Origin of the sequence: Arthrobacter sp. ES3-54 (assembly GCF_029504395.1) — a bacterium.
Classification (GTDB): Bacteria; Actinomycetota; Actinomycetes; order Actinomycetales; family Micrococcaceae; genus Arthrobacter.
The window spans coordinates 1-17,813 of record NZ_JAQFIF010000006.1 but is presented as its reverse complement, the minus strand read 5'-3'; the positions used below and the strand labels follow the sequence as shown (position 1 = coordinate 17,813).

Annotated in this window: 14 protein-coding genes; 12 read left to right on the top strand and 2 right to left on the bottom strand. The window is 67.2% G+C overall.

Annotated features, from left to right (window positions below; genetic code table 11):
* Positions 1-236: 236 nt before the first annotated feature.
* From rplM to glmM, 3 genes are all read left to right on the top strand, one after another.
* Positions 237-680, top strand: coding sequence for a 50S ribosomal protein L13 (gene rplM, locus M2428_RS12265; RefSeq protein WP_015937805.1), 444 nt, complete (start codon positions 237-239; stop codon positions 678-680).
* Between the two features lie 38 nt (positions 681-718).
* Entirely contained in the window at positions 719-1,225 is a 507-nt protein-coding gene (rpsI, locus tag M2428_RS12260; RefSeq protein WP_226760362.1) for a 30S ribosomal protein S9, read from the top strand.
* Positions 1,226-1,338: 113 nt separating this feature from the next.
* Positions 1,339-2,700, top strand: coding sequence for a phosphoglucosamine mutase (gene glmM / locus M2428_RS12255; protein WP_277526249.1), 1,362 nt, complete (start codon positions 1,339-1,341; stop codon positions 2,698-2,700).
* 39 nt (positions 2,701-2,739) lie between these two features.
* Here glmM and M2428_RS22260 read toward each other — a convergent pair whose 3' ends face one another.
* Positions 2,740-3,309: a M15 family metallopeptidase gene (locus tag M2428_RS22260; protein ID WP_346780748.1), complete on the bottom strand. Its 570-nt coding sequence runs from the start codon at positions 3,307-3,309 to the stop codon at positions 2,740-2,742.
* A 19-nt stretch (positions 3,310-3,328) separates the two neighbouring features.
* Here M2428_RS22260 and M2428_RS22255 point away from each other — a divergent pair, with 19 nt between their 5' ends.
* A complete protein-coding gene (locus tag M2428_RS22255; protein ID WP_346780747.1) occupies positions 3,329-3,688 on the top strand; it encodes a hypothetical protein in 360 nt (119 codons plus the stop codon).
* 10 nt (positions 3,689-3,698) lie between these two features.
* Here M2428_RS22255 and coaA read toward each other — a convergent pair whose 3' ends face one another.
* On the bottom strand, positions 3,699-4,664 hold the full coding sequence (gene coaA / locus M2428_RS12245) for a type I pantothenate kinase (RefSeq protein WP_277526247.1): 966 nt from the start codon (positions 4,662-4,664) through the stop codon (positions 3,699-3,701).
* Positions 4,665-4,809: 145 nt separating this feature from the next.
* On the opposite strand from coaA, the gene glmS reads away from it, so the two are divergent.
* The 8 genes from glmS to M2428_RS12205 all read left to right on the top strand — a co-directional run bounded on the left by glmS (position 4,810) and on the right by M2428_RS12205 (position 17,667).
* Entirely contained in the window at positions 4,810-6,702 is a 1,893-nt protein-coding gene (glmS, locus tag M2428_RS12240) for a glutamine--fructose-6-phosphate transaminase (isomerizing) (RefSeq protein WP_277526246.1), read from the top strand.
* A gap of 4 nt (positions 6,703-6,706) precedes the next feature.
* Complete coding sequence (locus M2428_RS12235) at positions 6,707-7,054, top strand: holo-ACP synthase (RefSeq protein WP_277526245.1); 348 nt, start codon at positions 6,707-6,709, stop codon at positions 7,052-7,054.
* A 68-nt stretch (positions 7,055-7,122) separates the two neighbouring features.
* Positions 7,123-8,649 (top strand): NAD(P)H-hydrate epimerase, encoded by a 1,527-nt coding sequence (locus M2428_RS12230; protein ID WP_277526244.1) that lies wholly within the window; start codon positions 7,123-7,125, stop codon positions 8,647-8,649.
* A 92-nt stretch (positions 8,650-8,741) separates the two neighbouring features.
* Complete coding sequence (gene glgX / locus M2428_RS12225; RefSeq protein ID WP_277526243.1) at positions 8,742-11,171, top strand: glycogen debranching protein GlgX; 2,430 nt, start codon at positions 8,742-8,744, stop codon at positions 11,169-11,171.
* Positions 11,168-13,492: a malto-oligosyltrehalose synthase gene (gene treY, locus M2428_RS12220; RefSeq protein WP_277526242.1), complete on the top strand. Its 2,325-nt coding sequence runs from the start codon at positions 11,168-11,170 to the stop codon at positions 13,490-13,492. Before glgX ends, treY begins: the two co-directional genes overlap by 4 nt.
* 42 nt (positions 13,493-13,534) lie before the next feature.
* Entirely contained in the window at positions 13,535-15,352 is a 1,818-nt protein-coding gene (gene treZ, locus M2428_RS12215; RefSeq protein WP_277526241.1) for a malto-oligosyltrehalose trehalohydrolase, read from the top strand.
* Between the two features lie 15 nt (positions 15,353-15,367).
* Positions 15,368-16,405, top strand: a complete 1,038-nt coding sequence (gene mgrA, locus M2428_RS12210) for an L-glyceraldehyde 3-phosphate reductase (RefSeq protein WP_277526240.1) — start codon at positions 15,368-15,370, stop codon at positions 16,403-16,405.
* Positions 16,406-16,581: 176 nt separating this feature from the next.
* Complete coding sequence (locus M2428_RS12205) at positions 16,582-17,667, top strand: inositol-3-phosphate synthase (RefSeq protein ID WP_090575433.1); 1,086 nt, start codon at positions 16,582-16,584, stop codon at positions 17,665-17,667.
* Positions 17,668-17,813: the final 146 nt, after the last annotated feature.

Genomic DNA, 17,813 nt, shown 5'->3' with positions numbered 1-17,813 from the left:
GACCCAAGAGGCCGTGGCAGGCTATTCTTGGTAGTCGTTGTGCGTGTCCTATCTCGATGGTGCGTGCCCGCTTGAGAATCCGGTTGCAGGATAGCTACTCAACGTGCACATTCGAGACCTAAGGATGACTGGTTACATAGAGCCCTCACCTCTGTTCCGGTAGCGCATAGATAGTAGGTGCACCGTAAGAGTGACGCCTAAAACAAGAACGCCAGAACAAGAACGAGGCAAACACCGTGCGTACGTACACCCCGAAGCCCGGCGATATCAACCGCCAGTGGCACGTCATTGACGCCACCGACGTTGTCCTTGGTCGTCTTGCCAGCCAGACCGCAATCCTGCTGCGCGGCAAGCACAAGGCCACCTTTGCGTCCCACATGGACATGGGCGACTTCGTCATCATCATCAACGCTGAAAAGGTTGCCCTCACCGGCGCCAAGCTGGAGCAGAAGCGCGCATACCGCCACTCCGGCTACCCGGGCGGCCTGACCTCCGTCAACTACGCGGAACTGCTTGAGTCCAACCCGGTTCGCGCCGTGGAGAAGGCCATCAAGGGCATGCTCCCGAAGAACTCCCTCGCTGCACAGCAGCTGGGCAAGCTGAAGGTGTACCGCGGTGCAGAGCACCCCCACGCCGCCCAGCAGCCCAAGACTTTCGAAATCACCCAGGTCGCCCAGTAGTCCTGGCCACCAAACAACTTATCTATACAAGGAGAATCGTGGCTCAGAACGAAGAGACCACCGAGGCCGTTGTGGCTGAGGAAAACCTGACCAGCTACACCTCGGAGAGCGGTCCTGCAGAAGCAGAAGCGCCCAAGAAGGAACGCCCGGCACTGACCGTTGCCGGTGCTGCAGTTGGCCGTCGTAAGGAAGCTGTTGCACGCGTTCGCATCGTGCCCGGCACCGGCAAGTGGACCATTAACGGCCGCGAGCTGGCGAACTACTTCCCGAACAAGCTGCACCAGCAGGACGTCAACGAGCCCTTCAAGATCCTCGATCTTGACGGTGCCTATGACGTCATCGCCCGCATCCACGGTGGCGGCATCTCCGGCCAGGCCGGTGCCCTGCGCCTCGGCATCGCCCGTTCACTGAACGAGATCGACACCGAGAACAACCGCGCCACCCTGAAGAAGGCCGGTTACCTGCGCCGTGACGCCCGCGTCATCGAGCGTAAGAAGGCCGGTCTCAAGAAGGCCCGTAAGGCTCAGCAGTACTCGAAGCGCTAATCCCGCTTCCAAGCGCTTCTGGTGCTTGCACGAAAGCCCGTTCTGCCACTCGGCGGGGCGGGCTTTCGCCGTTAAAGCAGGACTTGCCCGGGCCATCGACTAAGCTTGGGTCGATGTCTAGATTATTTGGAACCGATGGAGTCCGGGGTTTGGCGAACGGGCTGCTGACCGCAGAGCTCGCGTTGCAGCTGGCCCAGGCCGCCGCCGTCGTACTTGGCCATGACCGCAACACGACCGGTAAGCGGCCGATCGCCGTGGTTGCACGCGACCCCCGGGCCAGTGGCGAGTTCATCGCGGCCGCCGTGGAGGCCGGCCTCTCAAGCTCGGGAATCGACGTCTACGACGCCGGCGTGCTCCCCACCCCGGCTGCCGCCTACCTCGTGGCGGACCTCGATGCCGACTTCGGCGTCATGATCTCCGCCTCCCACAACCCCGCGCCGGACAACGGCATCAAATTCTTCGCCCGTGGCGGGCAGAAGCTGCCCGACGACGTCGAGGACGCCATCGAAGTGCAGCTCGGCAAGGAGCCCTTCCGGCCTACCGGTGCTGAGGTGGGCCGGATCCAGCGCTTCTCCGACGCCGAGGACCGCTATATCGTGCACCTGCTCGGCACGCTTCCGCACCGACTCGACGGGCTGAAAGTGGTGCTCGACTGCGCCCACGGCGCAGCCAGCGGCTGTTCCCCGCAGGTGTTCAAGGACGCCGGCGCCAACGTGATCGTCATTGGCGCCGAGCCGGACGGACTCAACATCAACGAAGGGGTCGGGTCCACCCACCTTGGCCCGCTCAAGCGCGCCGTCCTGGACCACGGGGCCGACCTCGGCATCGCCCACGACGGCGACGCCGACCGTTGCCTTGCCGTGGACCACGAAGGCAACGAGGTCGATGGCGACCAGATCATGGCCATCCTGGCCGTCGCCCTCAAGGCCTCCGGAAAGCTCAAGGACGATGTCCTAGTAGCCACCGTCATGAGCAACCTCGGCCTGAAGCTCGCCCTGCGCGACGCCGGGATCAGCCTGCGGGAAACCGGCGTGGGGGACCGTTACGTCCTCGAAGAAATGCGCAACGGCGGCTTCAACCTTGGCGGCGAGCAGTCCGGGCACGTGATTTTTGCCGACCACGCCACCACCGGCGACGGCGTGCTGACCGGTCTGCAGATTGCCGCCCAAGTGGCCCTCACCGGGCGCCCGCTCAAGGAACTGTCCACGGTGATGACCAAGCTGCCCCAGGTCCTCATCAACGTCAAGGGCGTGGACCGTAGCCGGGTGAAGGGCGATAAAGCCGTGGCTGCGGCCGTGTCGATCGCCGAATCCGAACTCGGCGACACGGGACGTGTCCTGTTGCGTCCCTCCGGCACCGAACCAGTGGTGCGCGTCATGGTGGAGGCTGCGGACCACGAAACCGCCCAGGGCGTCGCCGAGCGGCTGGCCCAAGTGGTCCGGACCGAACTCGCCCTGGAGCTCGTCCCCGAATAGCCAGACTCAAACAGTTCCGTCGGACCGTCGCTGCGGCCCTTACCGGTAGGCCGGGGCGGGCTCCAGACCGAAGTACTCCTCCAGAGTGCCGATCCCGCGGGCGGACATGTCCGCGGCCGCCTGGGTGCCGATGAAGCGCAGATGCCATGGCTCGTAGTAGTAGCCGGTGATTGGGTGCAGCATCCACGGGTAGCGAACCACGAAGCCGAAGCGGTGGGCGTTCGCCTTGGCCCAGATCGCCGCCGGCCGGTCCTTGAACTGTGGGGTAAAGGCGTCTGCGCCGCTGCCATCGCCAATGTCGAACGCCCAGCCCGTCTGGTGTTCGGAGTATCCGGGCCGGGCGGAAGCGGTGTCGGCCTCGGCCCGTCCCCGGGAACTGACGTAACTGCCGTAGGTGGCTGTCTGTGTGGCGAACGAACGGTAGCCACTGGCCAGCGTCATGATGACGCCCTCCGCTGCCGCCGCCGCGAACATCTTCTCCGCCGCGGCCGCCGTCGTACTGTTCAGCAGTCCCGCCTCGCCCGAGGTAGCCAGCCGCACGGCCGGCCGGACCAGATCCGGCGGCACAAAGTTGGCGGGGGAGAGCGGCCGGTGCTTGTTGACGATCACCCACGGACTGGTGGGGTCCGTGAGTGAATGCTGCGGCCCCGGCGCCGCGGCAGAAGGAGGGTGTGCCGCGGCCGACGGGGGGTGTGCCGCGGCCGACGGCGGGACAGCCGACGACGTCGCGGGCGTCGGAGTCGCCGACGCGTTGCTTGCCGGCGAGCCCGACGGCGCGGCAACGGCGGTCGGCGTCGCGCCCCCCGTGCCTGGAACCGGGCCGGGAGACGACCCCGGCGTGCCTGACGGCGTGGGGGACTGGTCCGGGGCGCAGGCGGACAGCGCCGCGAGGCCGGTCCCCGCCAGCAGGAGGCGGCTGAAGGCCCGGCGGCTCGGCGAATCCGGGCCGGCCGACTGCCGCCCCACCGCTCGGTCCGCGTCGTCGTAGCACATCTGTGCTAGACCTTCCTCAGCAGCATCCGGCGGATGGAGTGGTCGGCGTCCTTGGTCAGGACCAGTTGCGCGCGGCCCCGGGTCGGGAGGACGTTTTCCTCGAGGTTGGGCTCGTTGATGCGCTTCCAGATCTCGCGCGCGGTCTGTTCGGCCTCGGCATCGGAGAGGGTTGCGTAGCGGTGGAAGTACGATTCCGGCTGGGCAAAGGCCGTGGTCCGCAGTTTGCGGAACCGGTCCACGTACCACTCCTCGATATACGAGGTTTTCGCGTCGACGTAGATGGAGAAGTCGAAGAAGTCACTCAGGGCCAGGCCCTGCCGGCCGTCCTGCCGCGGCCTGGCGGGCGCCAGGACGTTCAGTCCCTCGACAATCAGCACGTCCGGCCGCCGGACCACCACTTCCTTGCCGGGGACGATGTCGTAGGTGACGTGGGAATACCAGGGGGCACGGACTTCCTCGGCGCCGCCTTTGATCTCGCTCACGAAACGCAGCAGGGCGCGGCGGTCGTACGACTCCGGAAACCCCTTGCGTTCCAGCAGTTGCCGGCGCTTGAGCTCGGCGAGCGGGTAGAGGAATCCATCCGTGGTGATGAGCTCCACGTTAGGGGTGCCCGGCCAGCGGCGGAGCATTTCCCGCAGGACGCGGGCGATGGTGGACTTGCCCACGGCCACCGAACCGGCCACGCCGATCACGAACGGCGTGCGCTGCGTGGTTTCGCCCAGGAAGGTGGTGGTGGCTGCGTGGAGTTGGCCCGCGGCTTCCACGTAAAGGTGCAGGAGCCGGGACAGCGGCAGATAGACCTCGCGCACTTCCTTGATGTCGAGGGGGTCCCCGAGGCCGCGAAGGCGGAACACGTCCTCTTCATTGAGGGGCTGCTCCATCTGGGCAGCGAGCCGGGACCAGGTCTGCCGGTCCAGCTCCACGAACGGCGAGACACCTTCCCCGTTCGCTTCATTGCGTTGCAAAGTCACCCTAGAGATTCTGCCCTCCACAACGCCGAGAGCGAAATGGACTGGCCGGTGGGAGCCGGGGCAGGCCCTCCGCAGCCCCGCGCCGGGGCGTTCGCGCGCCGCTGTCCCACGTCCTCCCTCCCGGAAACCCGCTAGGCTTATGACCATGTGTGGAATCGTTGGATATGTGGGCCACTCAGATGGCCGGGTAAATGCTGGACACAATGCCTTGGACGTTGTCCTTGAAGGATTGCGGCGCTTGGAGTACCGAGGCTACGACTCCGCGGGTATTGCGGTGGTTGCCGACGGCACCATTTCTTCCCGGAAGAAGTCGGGCAAACTGAGCAACCTCATTACGGAGCTGGACACCCGCCCGCTGCCGGAATCCCTCACGGGAATCGGCCACACGCGCTGGGCCACGCACGGCGGCCCGACGGACCAGAACGCGCACCCGCACCTGTCCGACGGCGGCAAGCTGGCCCTGATCCACAACGGCATCATCGAGAACTTCGCCGAGCTCAAGCTGGAACTCCAGGGCAAGGGCGTCACCTTCGAGTCCGAGACCGACACGGAAGTAGCGGCTGCCCTGCTCGGGGACATCTACCGGAACCAGCTGGGCGGTGACGTCACCAATGGCGGCCTCACCCGGGCCATGCAGCTTGCCTGCCAGCGGCTCGAAGGAGCTTTCACCCTCCTCGCCGTTCATGCCGACCAGCCTGACGTGGTGGTCGCGGCCCGCCGGAACTCCCCGCTCGTCGTCGGCCTCGGCGACGGCGAGAACTTCCTCGGCTCCGACGTCTCCGGCTTTATCGACTACACCCGGCGCGCTGTGGAACTCGGCCAGGACCAGATCGTCACGATCACCGCCGACTCCGTGGAAATCACGGACTTCTACGGCGCCCCCGCCGAGGGCAAAGAATACAAAGTCGACTGGGACCCTGCCTCTGCCGAAAAGGGCGGCTTCCCGTCCTTTATGGAAAAGGAAATCCACGACCAGCCGGACGCCGTGCGGCAGACCCTGCTGGGCCGCTCCGACATCCACGGCAAGCTGACGCTTGATGAACTCCGTGTTGATCCGGAGCTGCTCAAGCACGTCAACAAGATCATCGTCCTGGCCTGTGGCACTTCCGCATACGCCGGCCAGGTGGCGAAGTACGCCATTGAGCACTGGTGCCGGATCCCCACCGAGGTCGAACTCTCGCACGAATTCCGCTACCGGGATCCGATCGTGGACGAGAACACGCTGATTGTCTCCATCTCCCAGTCCGGCGAGACCATGGACACCCTCATGGCGGTCCGCTACGCCAAGGAGCAGGGCGCCAAAACGGTCTCCATCTGCAACACCAACGGATCCACCATCCCGCGGGAATCGGACGCCGTGCTCTACACGCACGCCGGACCCGAGATTGCAGTGGCCTCGACCAAGGCGTTCCTGGCCCAGATCACGGCCGCTTACCTGCTGGGCCTTTATTTGGCACAGCTGCGCGGCAACAAGTTCCAGGGCGAGATCAAGGACATCCTGGCTGACCTGGGCAAGATTCCGGCCAAGGTTCAGCACATCCTCGACAACGAGGCCCAGATCAAGGAACTCGGCCGGTCCATGGCCGACGCCAAGTCCGTGCTGTTCCTGGGCCGCCACGTCGGTTTCCCGGTGGCCATGGAAGGTGCGCTGAAGCTCAAGGAGCTGGCGTACATCCACGCCGAGGGCTTCGCCGCCGGCGAGCTCAAGCACGGCCCGATCGCCCTGATCGAGGAAGGCCAGCCCGTCTTCGTCGTGGTCCCTTCCCCGCGCGGCCGGGACTCGCTGCACGCCAAGGTGGTCTCCAACATCCAGGAAGTCCGGGCCCGCGGCGCCCGGACGATCGTGATCGCGGAGGAAGGAGACGAGGCCGTCAAGGCCTACGCCGAGCACGTCTTCTACATCCCGGAAACCCCCACGCTCCTGGCGCCGCTGCTCGCAACGGTTCCGCTGCAGATCTTCGCCCTCGCACTCGCCTCGGCCAAGGGGTATGACGTGGATCAGCCGCGCAACCTGGCCAAGAGCGTGACCGTAGAATAACGCCATGATTGTTGGCATAGGCGTAGACGTCGTAGACATTGAGCGGTTCGGGCGCCAGCTCGAGCGCACCCCCGGCCTGCGCGACAGGCTGTTCGTCCCCGCCGAGCGGGAACTGAACACACGCTCCCTCGCCGCGCGGTTTGCGGCCAAAGAGGCCGTGGCCAAGGTGCTGGGGGCGCCGGCCGGCATGAACTGGCAGGACTGCTGGATCGGGCTGGACCAGAACGGCCCCACGATCCAGGTCAAAGGCACCGTGCTGGCTGTGGCGGAGTCGAAGGGCGTCAAGCGCTGGCACTTGTCCATGAGCCACGACGGCGGGATCGCCACCGCGACAGTTGTCGCCGAAGGCTGAGAGAGCCGTCCAGGCCGAACCGGCCTGAGCGCCAGGCATTCCCCAGCGACCGCGAATGGACTGCAACCATGATCAGCGCCTACACCGGAACCCAGGTACGAGAAGCCGAGAAGCCATTTCTCGACGACACCTTGGGCTCCGGTGCGGGCGCTGTTCTCATGCAGCGGGCCGCCTACGGCCTCGCCAACGCCATCATCGGAGCCCTGCGCGGGCGCGGGCAACGGCTGTACGGCTCCAGCGTGGCCGTGCTGGCGGGCAAGGGCAACAACGGCGGAGACGGGCTATTCGCCGCCGCGCTGCTGGCCCGCCGCGGCATGCGCACGACGGCGGTGCTCACCGCCGGCGCGGCCCACGACGCCGGGCTGGCGGCCTTCCGGAAAGCGGGCGGGCATGCCGTGGCCCTCACCGGGGACAACGTGGCCGAACTCGCCGCGATCTCCCGCGGCGCCGACGTCGTGATCGACGCGGTCCTCGGGACCGGAGCCCAGGGCGGGCTGCGGGGACCGGCCGCGGAGCTGGTCGCGGCCCTGGGGAAGACCCGGCCGGCCCTCGTGGTGGCCTGCGACATCCCCAGCGGCGTCGACGCGGACACGGGGGAGGCGCACGCGCCGGTGCTGGCCGCAGACCTCACGGTGACATTTGGCGCCGCCAAGGCAGGCCTGCTGGCGGACCCCGGCGCCGACTTTACGGGCCGCGTGCAGGTCATTCCGATCGGAATCGAAGGAGCGCTGCCATGGCCGGCCCTGCGACGGCTTGAGGCCGGAGACCTTTCCGCCCTCCTGCCACGCCCGGAGCGGCGGGCGCACAAATACTCCAGGGGAGTGCTTGGGGTGGTCGCAGGCTCCGGCGCCTATCCCGGCGCCGCGGTGCTGGCTTGCAAGGGCGCCCTGGCCGCCGGCGTCGGCATGGTGCGTTACCTGGGGCCGCCGGAGGTTGCCGACCTGGTCCGCCGGTCCTGTCCCGAGGTGGTGTGCGGCGACGGCGCCGTGGCCGATACGCACGTTCAGGCCTGGCTCGTTGGCTCAGGACTCGATGACTCCGATGAGCAGCAGTTGCAGCGCGCCCGCGACGCCGCAGACTCGGGCCTGCCGACGATCGCCGACGCCGGCGCACTGCCCGCCCTGCCTGATGTGCTGGCCCCGCAAGTGATCCTGACACCCCACGCCGGCGAACTGTCAGCATTGCTTCAGCGCCTCGGGGCTGGATTGGACCGCTCCGAAGTAGAGGCATCCACGCTCAGCGCCGTGCGGCGGGCTGCGGGTCTGACCGAAGCCACCGTGCTGCTCAAGGGCGCCACGACGCTTGTGGCCTCCCCCTTCCAGGACTTCTTCAGCCAGGCCGAGGGCACGCCCTGGATCGCCACGGCAGGCAGCGGTGACGTCCTGGCGGGGGTGATCGGTGCATTGCTGGCCCAGTTGGGTGCCGACGTCGGGCGCTTCGGTGGACACGGCATCGATCCCGACGCCAGATGGGCGGCGATCGCGGCGATGGCGGCCAGCGTCCACGGCCTCGCCGGAGTCCGGGCTTCCCTCGGGGGGCCGGTGACAGCGACGGCCATCGCCCACGCCGTTCCGGAGGTGATGCGCGAACTGTAATAAACGGACGCGCTCAGTGCGCCCGAACAAATGCTAACCCTACTTACCAGTAGTCTATCTAGAGAATAATTCGTCACGCACGAGGAGTACACATGGAAGTCTGGCCCGGAACGGCTTACCCACTGGGAGCCACTTTTGACGGCACTGGAACCAACTTTGCCCTGTTCAGCGAGCGCGCCGAGCGGGTGGAACTGTGCCTCCTGGCTGACGACTTGACCGAAACCCGGATCGAACTGACCGAGGTGGACGGCTACGTCTGGCACTGCTACCTGCCGCAGGTCCAGCCCGGACAGAAGTACGGCTACCGCGTCCACGGAGAGTACGAGCCGGACAACGGCAACCGGTTCAACGCCAACAAGTTGCTGATGGACCCGTATGCCAAGGCCATCCAGGGCCAGATCGACTGGGACCCGGCGCTCTTTTCCTATAACTTCGGGGATCCCACGTCCCGCAACGACACGGACTCGGCCGCGCACACCATGCACGGCGTCGTCATCAACCCGTTCTTTGACTGGGACGGCGACCGCCAGCTGCGCATCCCGTACCACGAGTCCGTCATCTACGAAGCCCACGTCAAGGGCCTGACCGAGCTGCACCCGGAGGTCCCGGAAGAGCAGCGCGGCACCTACGCGGGCGTGGCGCATCCCGCCGTCGTGGAGCACCTCAAGAAACTCGGCGTTACCGCGGTGGAACTGATGCCCGTGCACCAGTTCGTGAACGACGGCACCCTCGTGGAGAAGGGCCTCAACAATTATTGGGGCTACAACACCATCGGCTTCTTCGCCCCGCAGAACACCTACAGCTCCTCCGGCGATGTGGGACACCAGGTCCAGGAATTCAAGGCCATGGTCCGCGACCTGCACAAGGCCGGCATGGAAGTGATCCTGGACGTGGTCTACAACCACACGGCCGAGGGCAACCACCTGGGCCCCACCCTGTCCTTCAAAGGCATCGACAACGCCGCCTACTACCGGCTGGTGGACGATGACCAGAAGCACTACATGGACTACACCGGCACGGGCAACTCGCTGAACGTCCGGCACCCGCACTCGCTCCAGCTGCTGATGGATTCCCTGCGCTACTGGGTCACGGAAATGCACGTGGACGGGTTCCGCTTCGACCTCGCCTCCACCCTGGCCCGGGAGTTTTACGACGTCGACAAGCTCTCCACCTTCTTCGAACTGATCCAGCAGGATCCGATCGTCTCCCAGGTCAAGCTGATTGCCGAGCCGTGGGATGTGGGCCCCGGCGGCTACCAGGTGGGCAACTTCCCGCCGCAGTGGACCGAGTGGAACGGCAAGTACCGCGATACCGTCCGTGATTTCTGGCGCGGCGAACCGTCAACGCTCGGCGAATTCGCCTCGCGCCTGACCGGTTCGGCCGACCTCTACGAGAGCTCTGCCCGGCGTCCGGTGGCGTCCATCAACTTCGTCACCGCCCACGACGGCTTCACGATGCGCGACCTCGTGTCCTACAACGAGAAGCACAACGACGCCAACGGTGAAGGCAACAACGACGGCGAATCGCACAACCGCTCCTGGAACTGTGGCGCGGAAGGCGATACCGAGGACGACACCGTGCTGACGCTGCGCGCTCGCCAGCAGCGGAACTTCATTGCGACCCTGCTGCTCTCGCAGGGCGTTCCGATGCTTCTGCACGGCGACGAGCTGGGCCGCACCCAGCAGGGCAACAACAACACCTACTGCCAGGACTCCGAACTCAGCTGGGTGCACTGGGACGCCATGGACCAGCCGCTCGTGGAGTTCACGGCCGTGGTCAACAAGATCCGCCGCGACCACCCCATCTTCCGGCGCAGCCGCTTCTTCGACGGCCGTCCGGTCCGCCGCGGCGAGGGCGAGAAGCTGCCGGATATCGTCTGGCTCAATACCGACGGCAAGGAAATGCTGCCGGAGGACTGGGGCAGCGGTTTCGGCCGGACCATCGGGGTGTTCTACAACGGCCACGGCATCCAGGAACAGGATTCGCGCGGACGCCGTATCACTGACGACAGTTTCCTGCTGGCGTTCAACGCCCACGATGACAGCGTCGAGTTCCTGCTCCCGGCCGAGGAGTACTCACCGTTCTGGGACCTCCTCGTGGACACCGCCGATACGGCGGACACCGGCGAGCCGCTCAAGGCCGGGAGTGTGCTGAAGCTGGCGGCGAAGTCTCTCGTGGTGCTGCGTGCCTACTCGGGCCCGGAGGTGGAGGTGGACTACTCTGCCGCTGCATCCCTGGCCGCCCGGTCCGAGGCTCCCGAGGCTCCCGCTGCGCCGGCTGAGCAATTTGCCGAGGTCACCGAGGTTCCTGCCGCTCCCGCCGTGGAGGCACCTGCGAAGGCAGCACCGGAGGCTGCTGCCGCTCCCGCAGAGGAGGCTCCCGCGGCTCCCGCTGAGGAGGTTCCCGCCGAGGAAGCGCCTGCCGAGCCCGCTGAGCCTGCTCCCGCGAAGCGCGCCCCGGGCAAACGCGCCTCCACCAAGGCCGGCAAGAAGCCGCGGCCCAAGAAGGGTCCGGCCTCATGAGGACGCCGATCTCGACATACCGGCTGCAGATCCGTCCCGGATTTACGCTGCAGGACGCCGCGCAGACTGTTCCCTACCTGAAATCGCTGGGCGTGGACTGGATCTATCTTTCGCCGATCCTCACGGCGGAGCGGGGTTCGGACCACGGATACGACGTCACCGATCCCTCTGCCATTGATCCGGACCGGGGCGGTGCGGAAGGCCTGCTGGCGGCGTCGACGGCCGCGCGGGAAGCCGGCATGGGCGTGCTGGTCGATATCGTGCCCAACCATGTCGGCGTCGCGACGCCGGCCCAGAACCCGTGGTGGTGGTCCCTCCTGAAGGAGGGGCAGCAGTCCCGCTACGCGCAGGCGTTCGACGTCGACTGGGACTTTGGCGGCGGCCGGGTGCGGATCCCCGTGCTCGGCGCGGACTCGGACGTTGACGCGCTTGAGATTCGTGACGGGGAACTGCACTACTACGACCACCGCTTTCCGCTCGCCGAGGGCACCTATACCGCAGGTGACCCCACTGCCGATGACCCCCGCGCGGTCCACGATCGACAGCACTACGAGCTGATCGGCTGGCGCCGGGCGGACACGGACCTGAACTACCGCCGGTTCTTTGCCGTCAACAGCCTGGCCGGGATCCGGGTGGAGCTTCCCGAGGTCTTCGATGAAGCCCACGCGGAGGTTGTGCGGTGGTTCCGGGATGGGCTCGTCGACGGGCTGCGTATCGACCACCCGGACGGCCTCGCCGACCCGGAGGGATACCTGCACCGGCTGCGCGAAGTCACGGGCGGCAGTTACCTGCTGATCGAGAAGATCCTGGAACCGGGAGAGAGCCTGCCGGCCGGCTTCGAGTGCGAGGGCACCACCGGCTACGACGCCCTCGCGGACGTGGACCGGGTATTCGTCGACGCCGCCGGCCAGGGCCCGCTTGACGCGCTCGACGCCGAACTGCGCGGCGGCACTGCCGACTACGACGACATGATCCGCGGCACCAAACGACGGATCACTGACGGAATCCTGCACTCGGAAATGCTCCGGCTGGCGCGGCTGGTCCCGGCTGCGGCAGGGCTGGCCCAGGAGGCCGCGGCGGACGCGCTGTCCGAGATCATTGCCGCGTTCCCGGTCTACCGCAGCTACCTTCCGGAGGGTGCAGACGTCCTCAAGGAAGCCTGCGAACTCGCGCTCCGCCGCCGCCCCGAACTGGAAGGCGCCGTCGGCGTGCTCCTGCCGCTCCTGCTCGACGCGGACGCCGAACTGGGCATCCGCTTCCAGCAGACCTCCGGGATGGTCATGGCCAAGGGCGTGGAAGACACCGCGTTCTTCCGTTACACCCGGTTGGGCACCCTGACGGAAGTCGGCGCCGACCCCACCGAGTTTGCGGTGGCACCGGAGGAGTTCCACACCCGGATGGCCCGCCGCCAGGCCGGGCAGCCGTTGTCCATGACGACCCTCAGCACCCACGACACCAAACGCAGCGAGGACACCCGCGCCCGGATCTCGGTCCTTGCGGAGCTCGCGCCGGAATGGCACGCCTCCCTGCAGCGGCTGCAGACGCTGGCGCCCCTGCCGGACGGGCCGCTGGCCAACCTGCTGTGGCAGGCCATCGCCGGCGCCTGGCCCGCGGACCGCGACCGGCTGCAGTCCTACGCCCAAAAAGCCGCCCGGGAAGCCGGGAACTCGACCAACTGGATCGATCCGGACGAGGCTTTCGAGGCGAAACTGTCAGCCGCCGTCGACGCCGCCTTCGACACCCCGGAGGTGACGGCGGAACTGGAGTCCCTCGTGGCCCTGCTCGAGCCGTACGGGGCCGTTAACTCACTTGGCGCCAAGCTCGTGCAGCTGACCATGCCCGGGGTGCCGGATGTGTACCAGGGCACCGAGTTCTGGGACCGCTCGCTGACCGATCCGGACAACCGGCGGCCGTTCGACTTCGGCGCCCGCCGGCGTGCCCTCGCCGCGCTCGACGCCGGTGAGCGTCCGGCGTCGTTCCTGGACGAGGCGGCGAAACTCCTCGTCACCTCGCGGGCCCTGCGCCTGCGGCGGGACCGGCCGGAGCTGTTCACCGGATACACCCCGGTCACCGCCGCGGGCACCGCCGCCGCACACCTGCTCGCCTTTGACCGCGGAACACCCTCAGCCCCGGGCGCGCTGACGCTCGCCACCCGGCTGCCCCGCGGCCTCGAGCAGCGCGGCGGATGGCAGGACACGACCATCGAGCTCGCCGCGGCCATGGCCGATGAACTGACCGGTTCCACGCACGGTCCGGGCACCGTAGCCGTGCGGGAGATCCTGCGGGACTACCCGGTGGCCCTCCTGGTGCCCACCGCCTAAGCAGTCCTTTAAGCACCGACATTTGGGGAACGGAAGAATGCCATGACTTTGCCTGCACACGGAAGCGAACGATTCGATCTCTGGGCACCCGAAGCGCAGGCGGTCACGCTCCTCGCTGACGGCCGGAAGTATGACATGACCCGCCGCGGCGGGGAGGCGCGCGGCTGGTGGACCGCATCCGGGGCGCCCGCCGCCGGGGAAGTGGACTACGGCTACCTGGTGGACGGGGACGAGACCCCGCTGCCGGACCCGCGGTCCCGCCGCCAGCCCGCCGGCGTCCACGCGCTCTCCCGCACGTTCGACGTCGGAAGCCACCAGTGGGGCGACGGCCAGTGGACGGGACGGGAGCTCAAGGGCGCCGTCATCTACGAACTCCACGTGGGCACCTTCACACCGGAGGGAACACTGGACGCCGCGGCGGGGAAGCTGCAGTACCTGGTGGAGCTGGGCATCGACTTCGTGGAGCTGTTGCCGGTCAACGGGTTCAACGGCACGCACAACTGGGGCTACGACGGCGTCCTCTGGTACGCCGTGCACGAGGGCTACGGCGGACCCGCCGCGTACCAGCGCTTCGTCGACGCAGCCCATGCCGCCGGCCTTGGGGTCATCCAGGACGTGGTCTACAACCACCTCGGCCCCAGCGGCAACTACCTTCCACGGTTCGGGCCCTATCTGAAGTCGGGAGAGGGCAACACCTGGGGTGACTCCGTCAACCTGGACGGCCCGGAGTCGGACGAGGTGCGCCGCTACATTCTGGACAACGCAGCCATGTGGCTGCGGGACTACCACGTGGACGGCCTGCGGCTGGACGCCGTGCACGCCTTCAAGGACGAGCGCGCCGTGCACCTGCTGGAAGACTTCGGCGCCCTGGCGGATGAAATCTCCGCCGAGACCGGACGCCCGGCTACGATGATCGCGGAATCGGACCTGAACAACCCGCGCCTGCTCTACCCGCGGGACACAAACGGCTACGGGCTGGCCGGGCAGTGGAGCGATGACTTCCACCACGCCGTCCACGTCAACGTCAGCGGCGAGACCACCGGCTACTACGCCGACTTCGACTCGCTGGGGGCGCTGGCCAAGGTCCTAGAGCGCGGGTTCTTCCACGACGGAAGCTACTCCAGCTTCCGCGCCCGCCACCACGGCCGGCCCATCAACCCGGCCCGGGTCCACCCGGCCGCGCTGGTGGTGTGCAGCCAGAACCACGACCAGATCGGCAACCGGGCCACCGGGGACAGGCTGTCCCAGACCCTGGGCTACGGGCAGCTCGCGCTTGCCGCCGTCGCCACCCTGACCTCGCCGTTCACGCCCATGCTGTTCATGGGCGAGGAATACGGGGCCACCACCCCGTGGCAGTTCTTCACCTCCCACCCCGAGCCCGAGCTGGGCAGGGCGACGGCCGAGGGCCGGATCAGGGAGTTCGAGCGCATGGGCTGGGACCCCGCCGTCGTGCCAGATCCGCAGGATCCGGAGACCTTCACCCGGTCCAAGCTCGACTGGGCCGAGGCCTCCGGAGGGGACCACGCCCGCCTCCTGGAGCTGTACCGGGCGCTGATCGCGCTGCGCCGCGCCACGCCGGACCTGACGGACCCCGGCTTCGAGGACACCGTCGTCGACGTCAGCGAGGACGAGGGCTGGCTGCTGCTGCGCCGCGGCCGCACCGAGGTGGCGATGAACTTTTCCGCGGGGGCGCGGCGGCTCCCGGTCCGCGGGGCCACGCTCGCGCTGGTCACGGACGACGCCGTCCGGCTGGATCCGGCTTCCGGCGTCGACCGGGCTCCCGGCGCGGACCCGTCCACCGGTGAGCCGGCCGGCTGGCTCGAGCTCCCCGGTCACAGCGCCGCCATTCTCACCAACTAAGGCAGGATATGACGTATGACATATTTGGCAACTGATACCCGCTACGACTCCATGCCCTACCGCCGCGTGGGGCGCAGCGGCCTGAAACTCCCGGCCATCTCGCTGGGCCTGTGGCATAACTTCGGCGACGACAAGCCGTTCGAGATCCAGCGCGCCATCCTGCGCCGCGCCTTCGACCTGGGCGTCACCCACTTCGACCTCGCCAACAACTACGGCCCGCCCTATGGCAGCGCCGAGACTAACTTTGGCCGTCACTTCAAGGACGACTTCCGGCCGTACCGCGACGAACTGATCATCTCCACCAAGGCCGGCTACGACATGTGGCCGGGCCCCTACGGCAACTTTGGATCGCGCAAGTACCTGCTGGCCAGCCTGGACCAGTCGCTGGGCCGGATGGGCCTGGACTATGTGGACATCTTCTACAGCCACCGCCCGGACCCCGAGACGCCGATGGAAGAGACCATGGGCGCCCTGGACCAGGCCGTGCGCTCCGGCAAGGCGCTTTACGCCGGCATCTCCTCCTACACCCCGGAACAGACCCTCGAGGCGGCCCGGATCCTGAAGGAACTCGGCACGCCGCTGCTGATCCACCAGCCCAGCTACTCCATGCTCAACCGCTGGACCGAAAACGGCAGTCCCAATCTCTTCGAAGCGCTCGAACAGGTGGGCGCCGGGTCGATCGCGTTCTCGCCGCTGGCGCAAGGCATGCTCACCGACCGCTATCTCAACGGCATTCCGGCCGACTCCCGCGCCGCCCAGGACAAGTCCCTGGACCAAGGCATGATCACCGAGGACAATCTGGACCGCGTACGCGGGCTGCACCGGATCGCCGAAAGCCGCGGGCAGTCCCTCGCGCAGATGGCCATCGCCTGGATCCTGCGCGAGCAGGGCAAGGGCTCGTCAGTCACATCCGCACTGGTCGGTGCCTCCAGCGTCCGGCAGCTCGAGGACACCCTGTCTGCGATCAACAACCTGGGTTTCACCGCCGATGAGGTCGACGCGATCGATGAGTTCGCCGTCGAGTCCGACATCAACCTGTGGGCCCAGAAGTAACCGGTACGCGCACTTAGCCCGCGCTTAACACACGCGCCGGGGGCCGCCGGGAACAACCGCGGCCCCGGCAGTGTTGACTAGACTACTAAGGGCGCCTAACGGCGCCGTGTCCGCCTGCCGCCGCCGCACAACAGAGTGCGGCCGCGCCGGTCACCCTTGTTCTCAAAAGGAGTTCCGTGTCTTCACATCCGATCCGTGTTGCAATCGTCGGCGTAGGTAACTGCGCCACTTCGCTGGTCCAGGGCGTCCAGTACTACAAGGACGCCGACCCCAAGGCCACGATTCCGGGCCTCATGCACGTTGAGTTCGGCCAGTACCACGTCGGCGACGTCGAGTTCGTTGCCGCGTTCGACGTCGACGGCAAGAAGGTGGGTCAGGACCTGTCCGCGGCCATCCTGGCCAGCGAAAACAACACCATCAAGATCGCCGACGTCCCGCCGACCGGCGTCACCGTCCAGCGCGGCCACACCCTGGACGGCCTCGGCAAGTACTACCTCGAGACCATCGAGCAGTCCCCGGAGGAGCCGGTCGACGTCGTCCAGGCCCTGAAGGACGCCAAGGTTGACGTCATGGTCTGCTACCTGCCGGTCGGCTCCCAGCAGGCCGCCGAGTTCTACGCGCAGTGCGCGATCGATGCCGGCGTGGCGTTCGTCAACGCCCTGCCGGTGTTCCTGGCCGGCACCAAGGAGTGGGCGGACAAGTTCACCGCCGCGGGCGTGCCGATCGTGGGCGATGACATCAAGAGCCAGATTGGTGCCACCATCACGCACCGCGTCATGGCCAAGCTGTTCGAGGACCGCGGCGTCACCCTGGACCGCACGTACCAGCTGAACGTCGGCGGCAACATGGACTTCAAGAACATGCTTGAGCGCGACCGCCTGGAGTCCAAGAAGATCTCCAAGACCCAGGCCGTCACCTCCAACGTCGAGGCCGAGCTCGCGGCCAAGGACGTCCACATCGGCCCGTCCGACTACGTCCAGTGGCTCGATGACCGCAAGTGGGCCTTCGTCCGCCTCGAAGGCCGCAACTTCGGCGACGCCCCGGTGTCCCTGGAATACAAGCTCGAAGTCTGGGACTCGCCCAACTCCGCCGGAGTGATCATCGACGCCATCCGCGCCGCCAAGATCGGCCTGGACCGCGGCATCGGCGGACCGCTGGTCTCGGCGTCGAGCTACTTCATGAAGTCCCCGCCGGAGCAGTTCAACGACGACCTCGCCCGTGAAAAGGTCGAGGCCTTCATCCGCGGCGACCTGGAGCGCTAAACGCCTTCTCCTTCCCCCGGTTGCCCTATCACTTGCGGCTCCTAAACCTCTCCCAAAGTCAACTGGTGGGAGCAACGCCGGGGATTAGGCTGCGTGCAGCAGCTGGTTCAGCCGGCTGGCTGGGGTTTCGAGGTTGAGGGTGGGCC

Bases quoted from the DNA above. Each gene is read 5' to 3' on its own strand.
- glmM (WP_277526249.1), top strand. From the start codon at position 1,339: ATGTCTAGATTATTTGGAACCGATGGAGTCCGGGGTTTGGCGAACGGG.
- glmS (WP_277526246.1), top strand. From the start codon at position 4,810: ATGTGTGGAATCGTTGGATATGTGGGCCACTCAGATGGCCGGGTAAAT.
- M2428_RS12235 (WP_277526245.1), top strand. From the start codon at position 6,707: ATGATTGTTGGCATAGGCGTAGACGTCGTAGACATTGAGCGGTTCGGG.
- M2428_RS12230 (WP_277526244.1), top strand. From the start codon at position 7,123: ATGATCAGCGCCTACACCGGAACCCAGGTACGAGAAGCCGAGAAGCCA.
- glgX (WP_277526243.1), top strand. From the start codon at position 8,742: ATGGAAGTCTGGCCCGGAACGGCTTACCCACTGGGAGCCACTTTTGAC.
- treY (WP_277526242.1), top strand. From the start codon at position 11,168: ATGAGGACGCCGATCTCGACATACCGGCTGCAGATCCGTCCCGGATTT.
- treZ (WP_277526241.1), top strand. From the start codon at position 13,535: ATGACTTTGCCTGCACACGGAAGCGAACGATTCGATCTCTGGGCACCC.
- mgrA (WP_277526240.1), top strand. From the start codon at position 15,368: ATGACATATTTGGCAACTGATACCCGCTACGACTCCATGCCCTACCGC.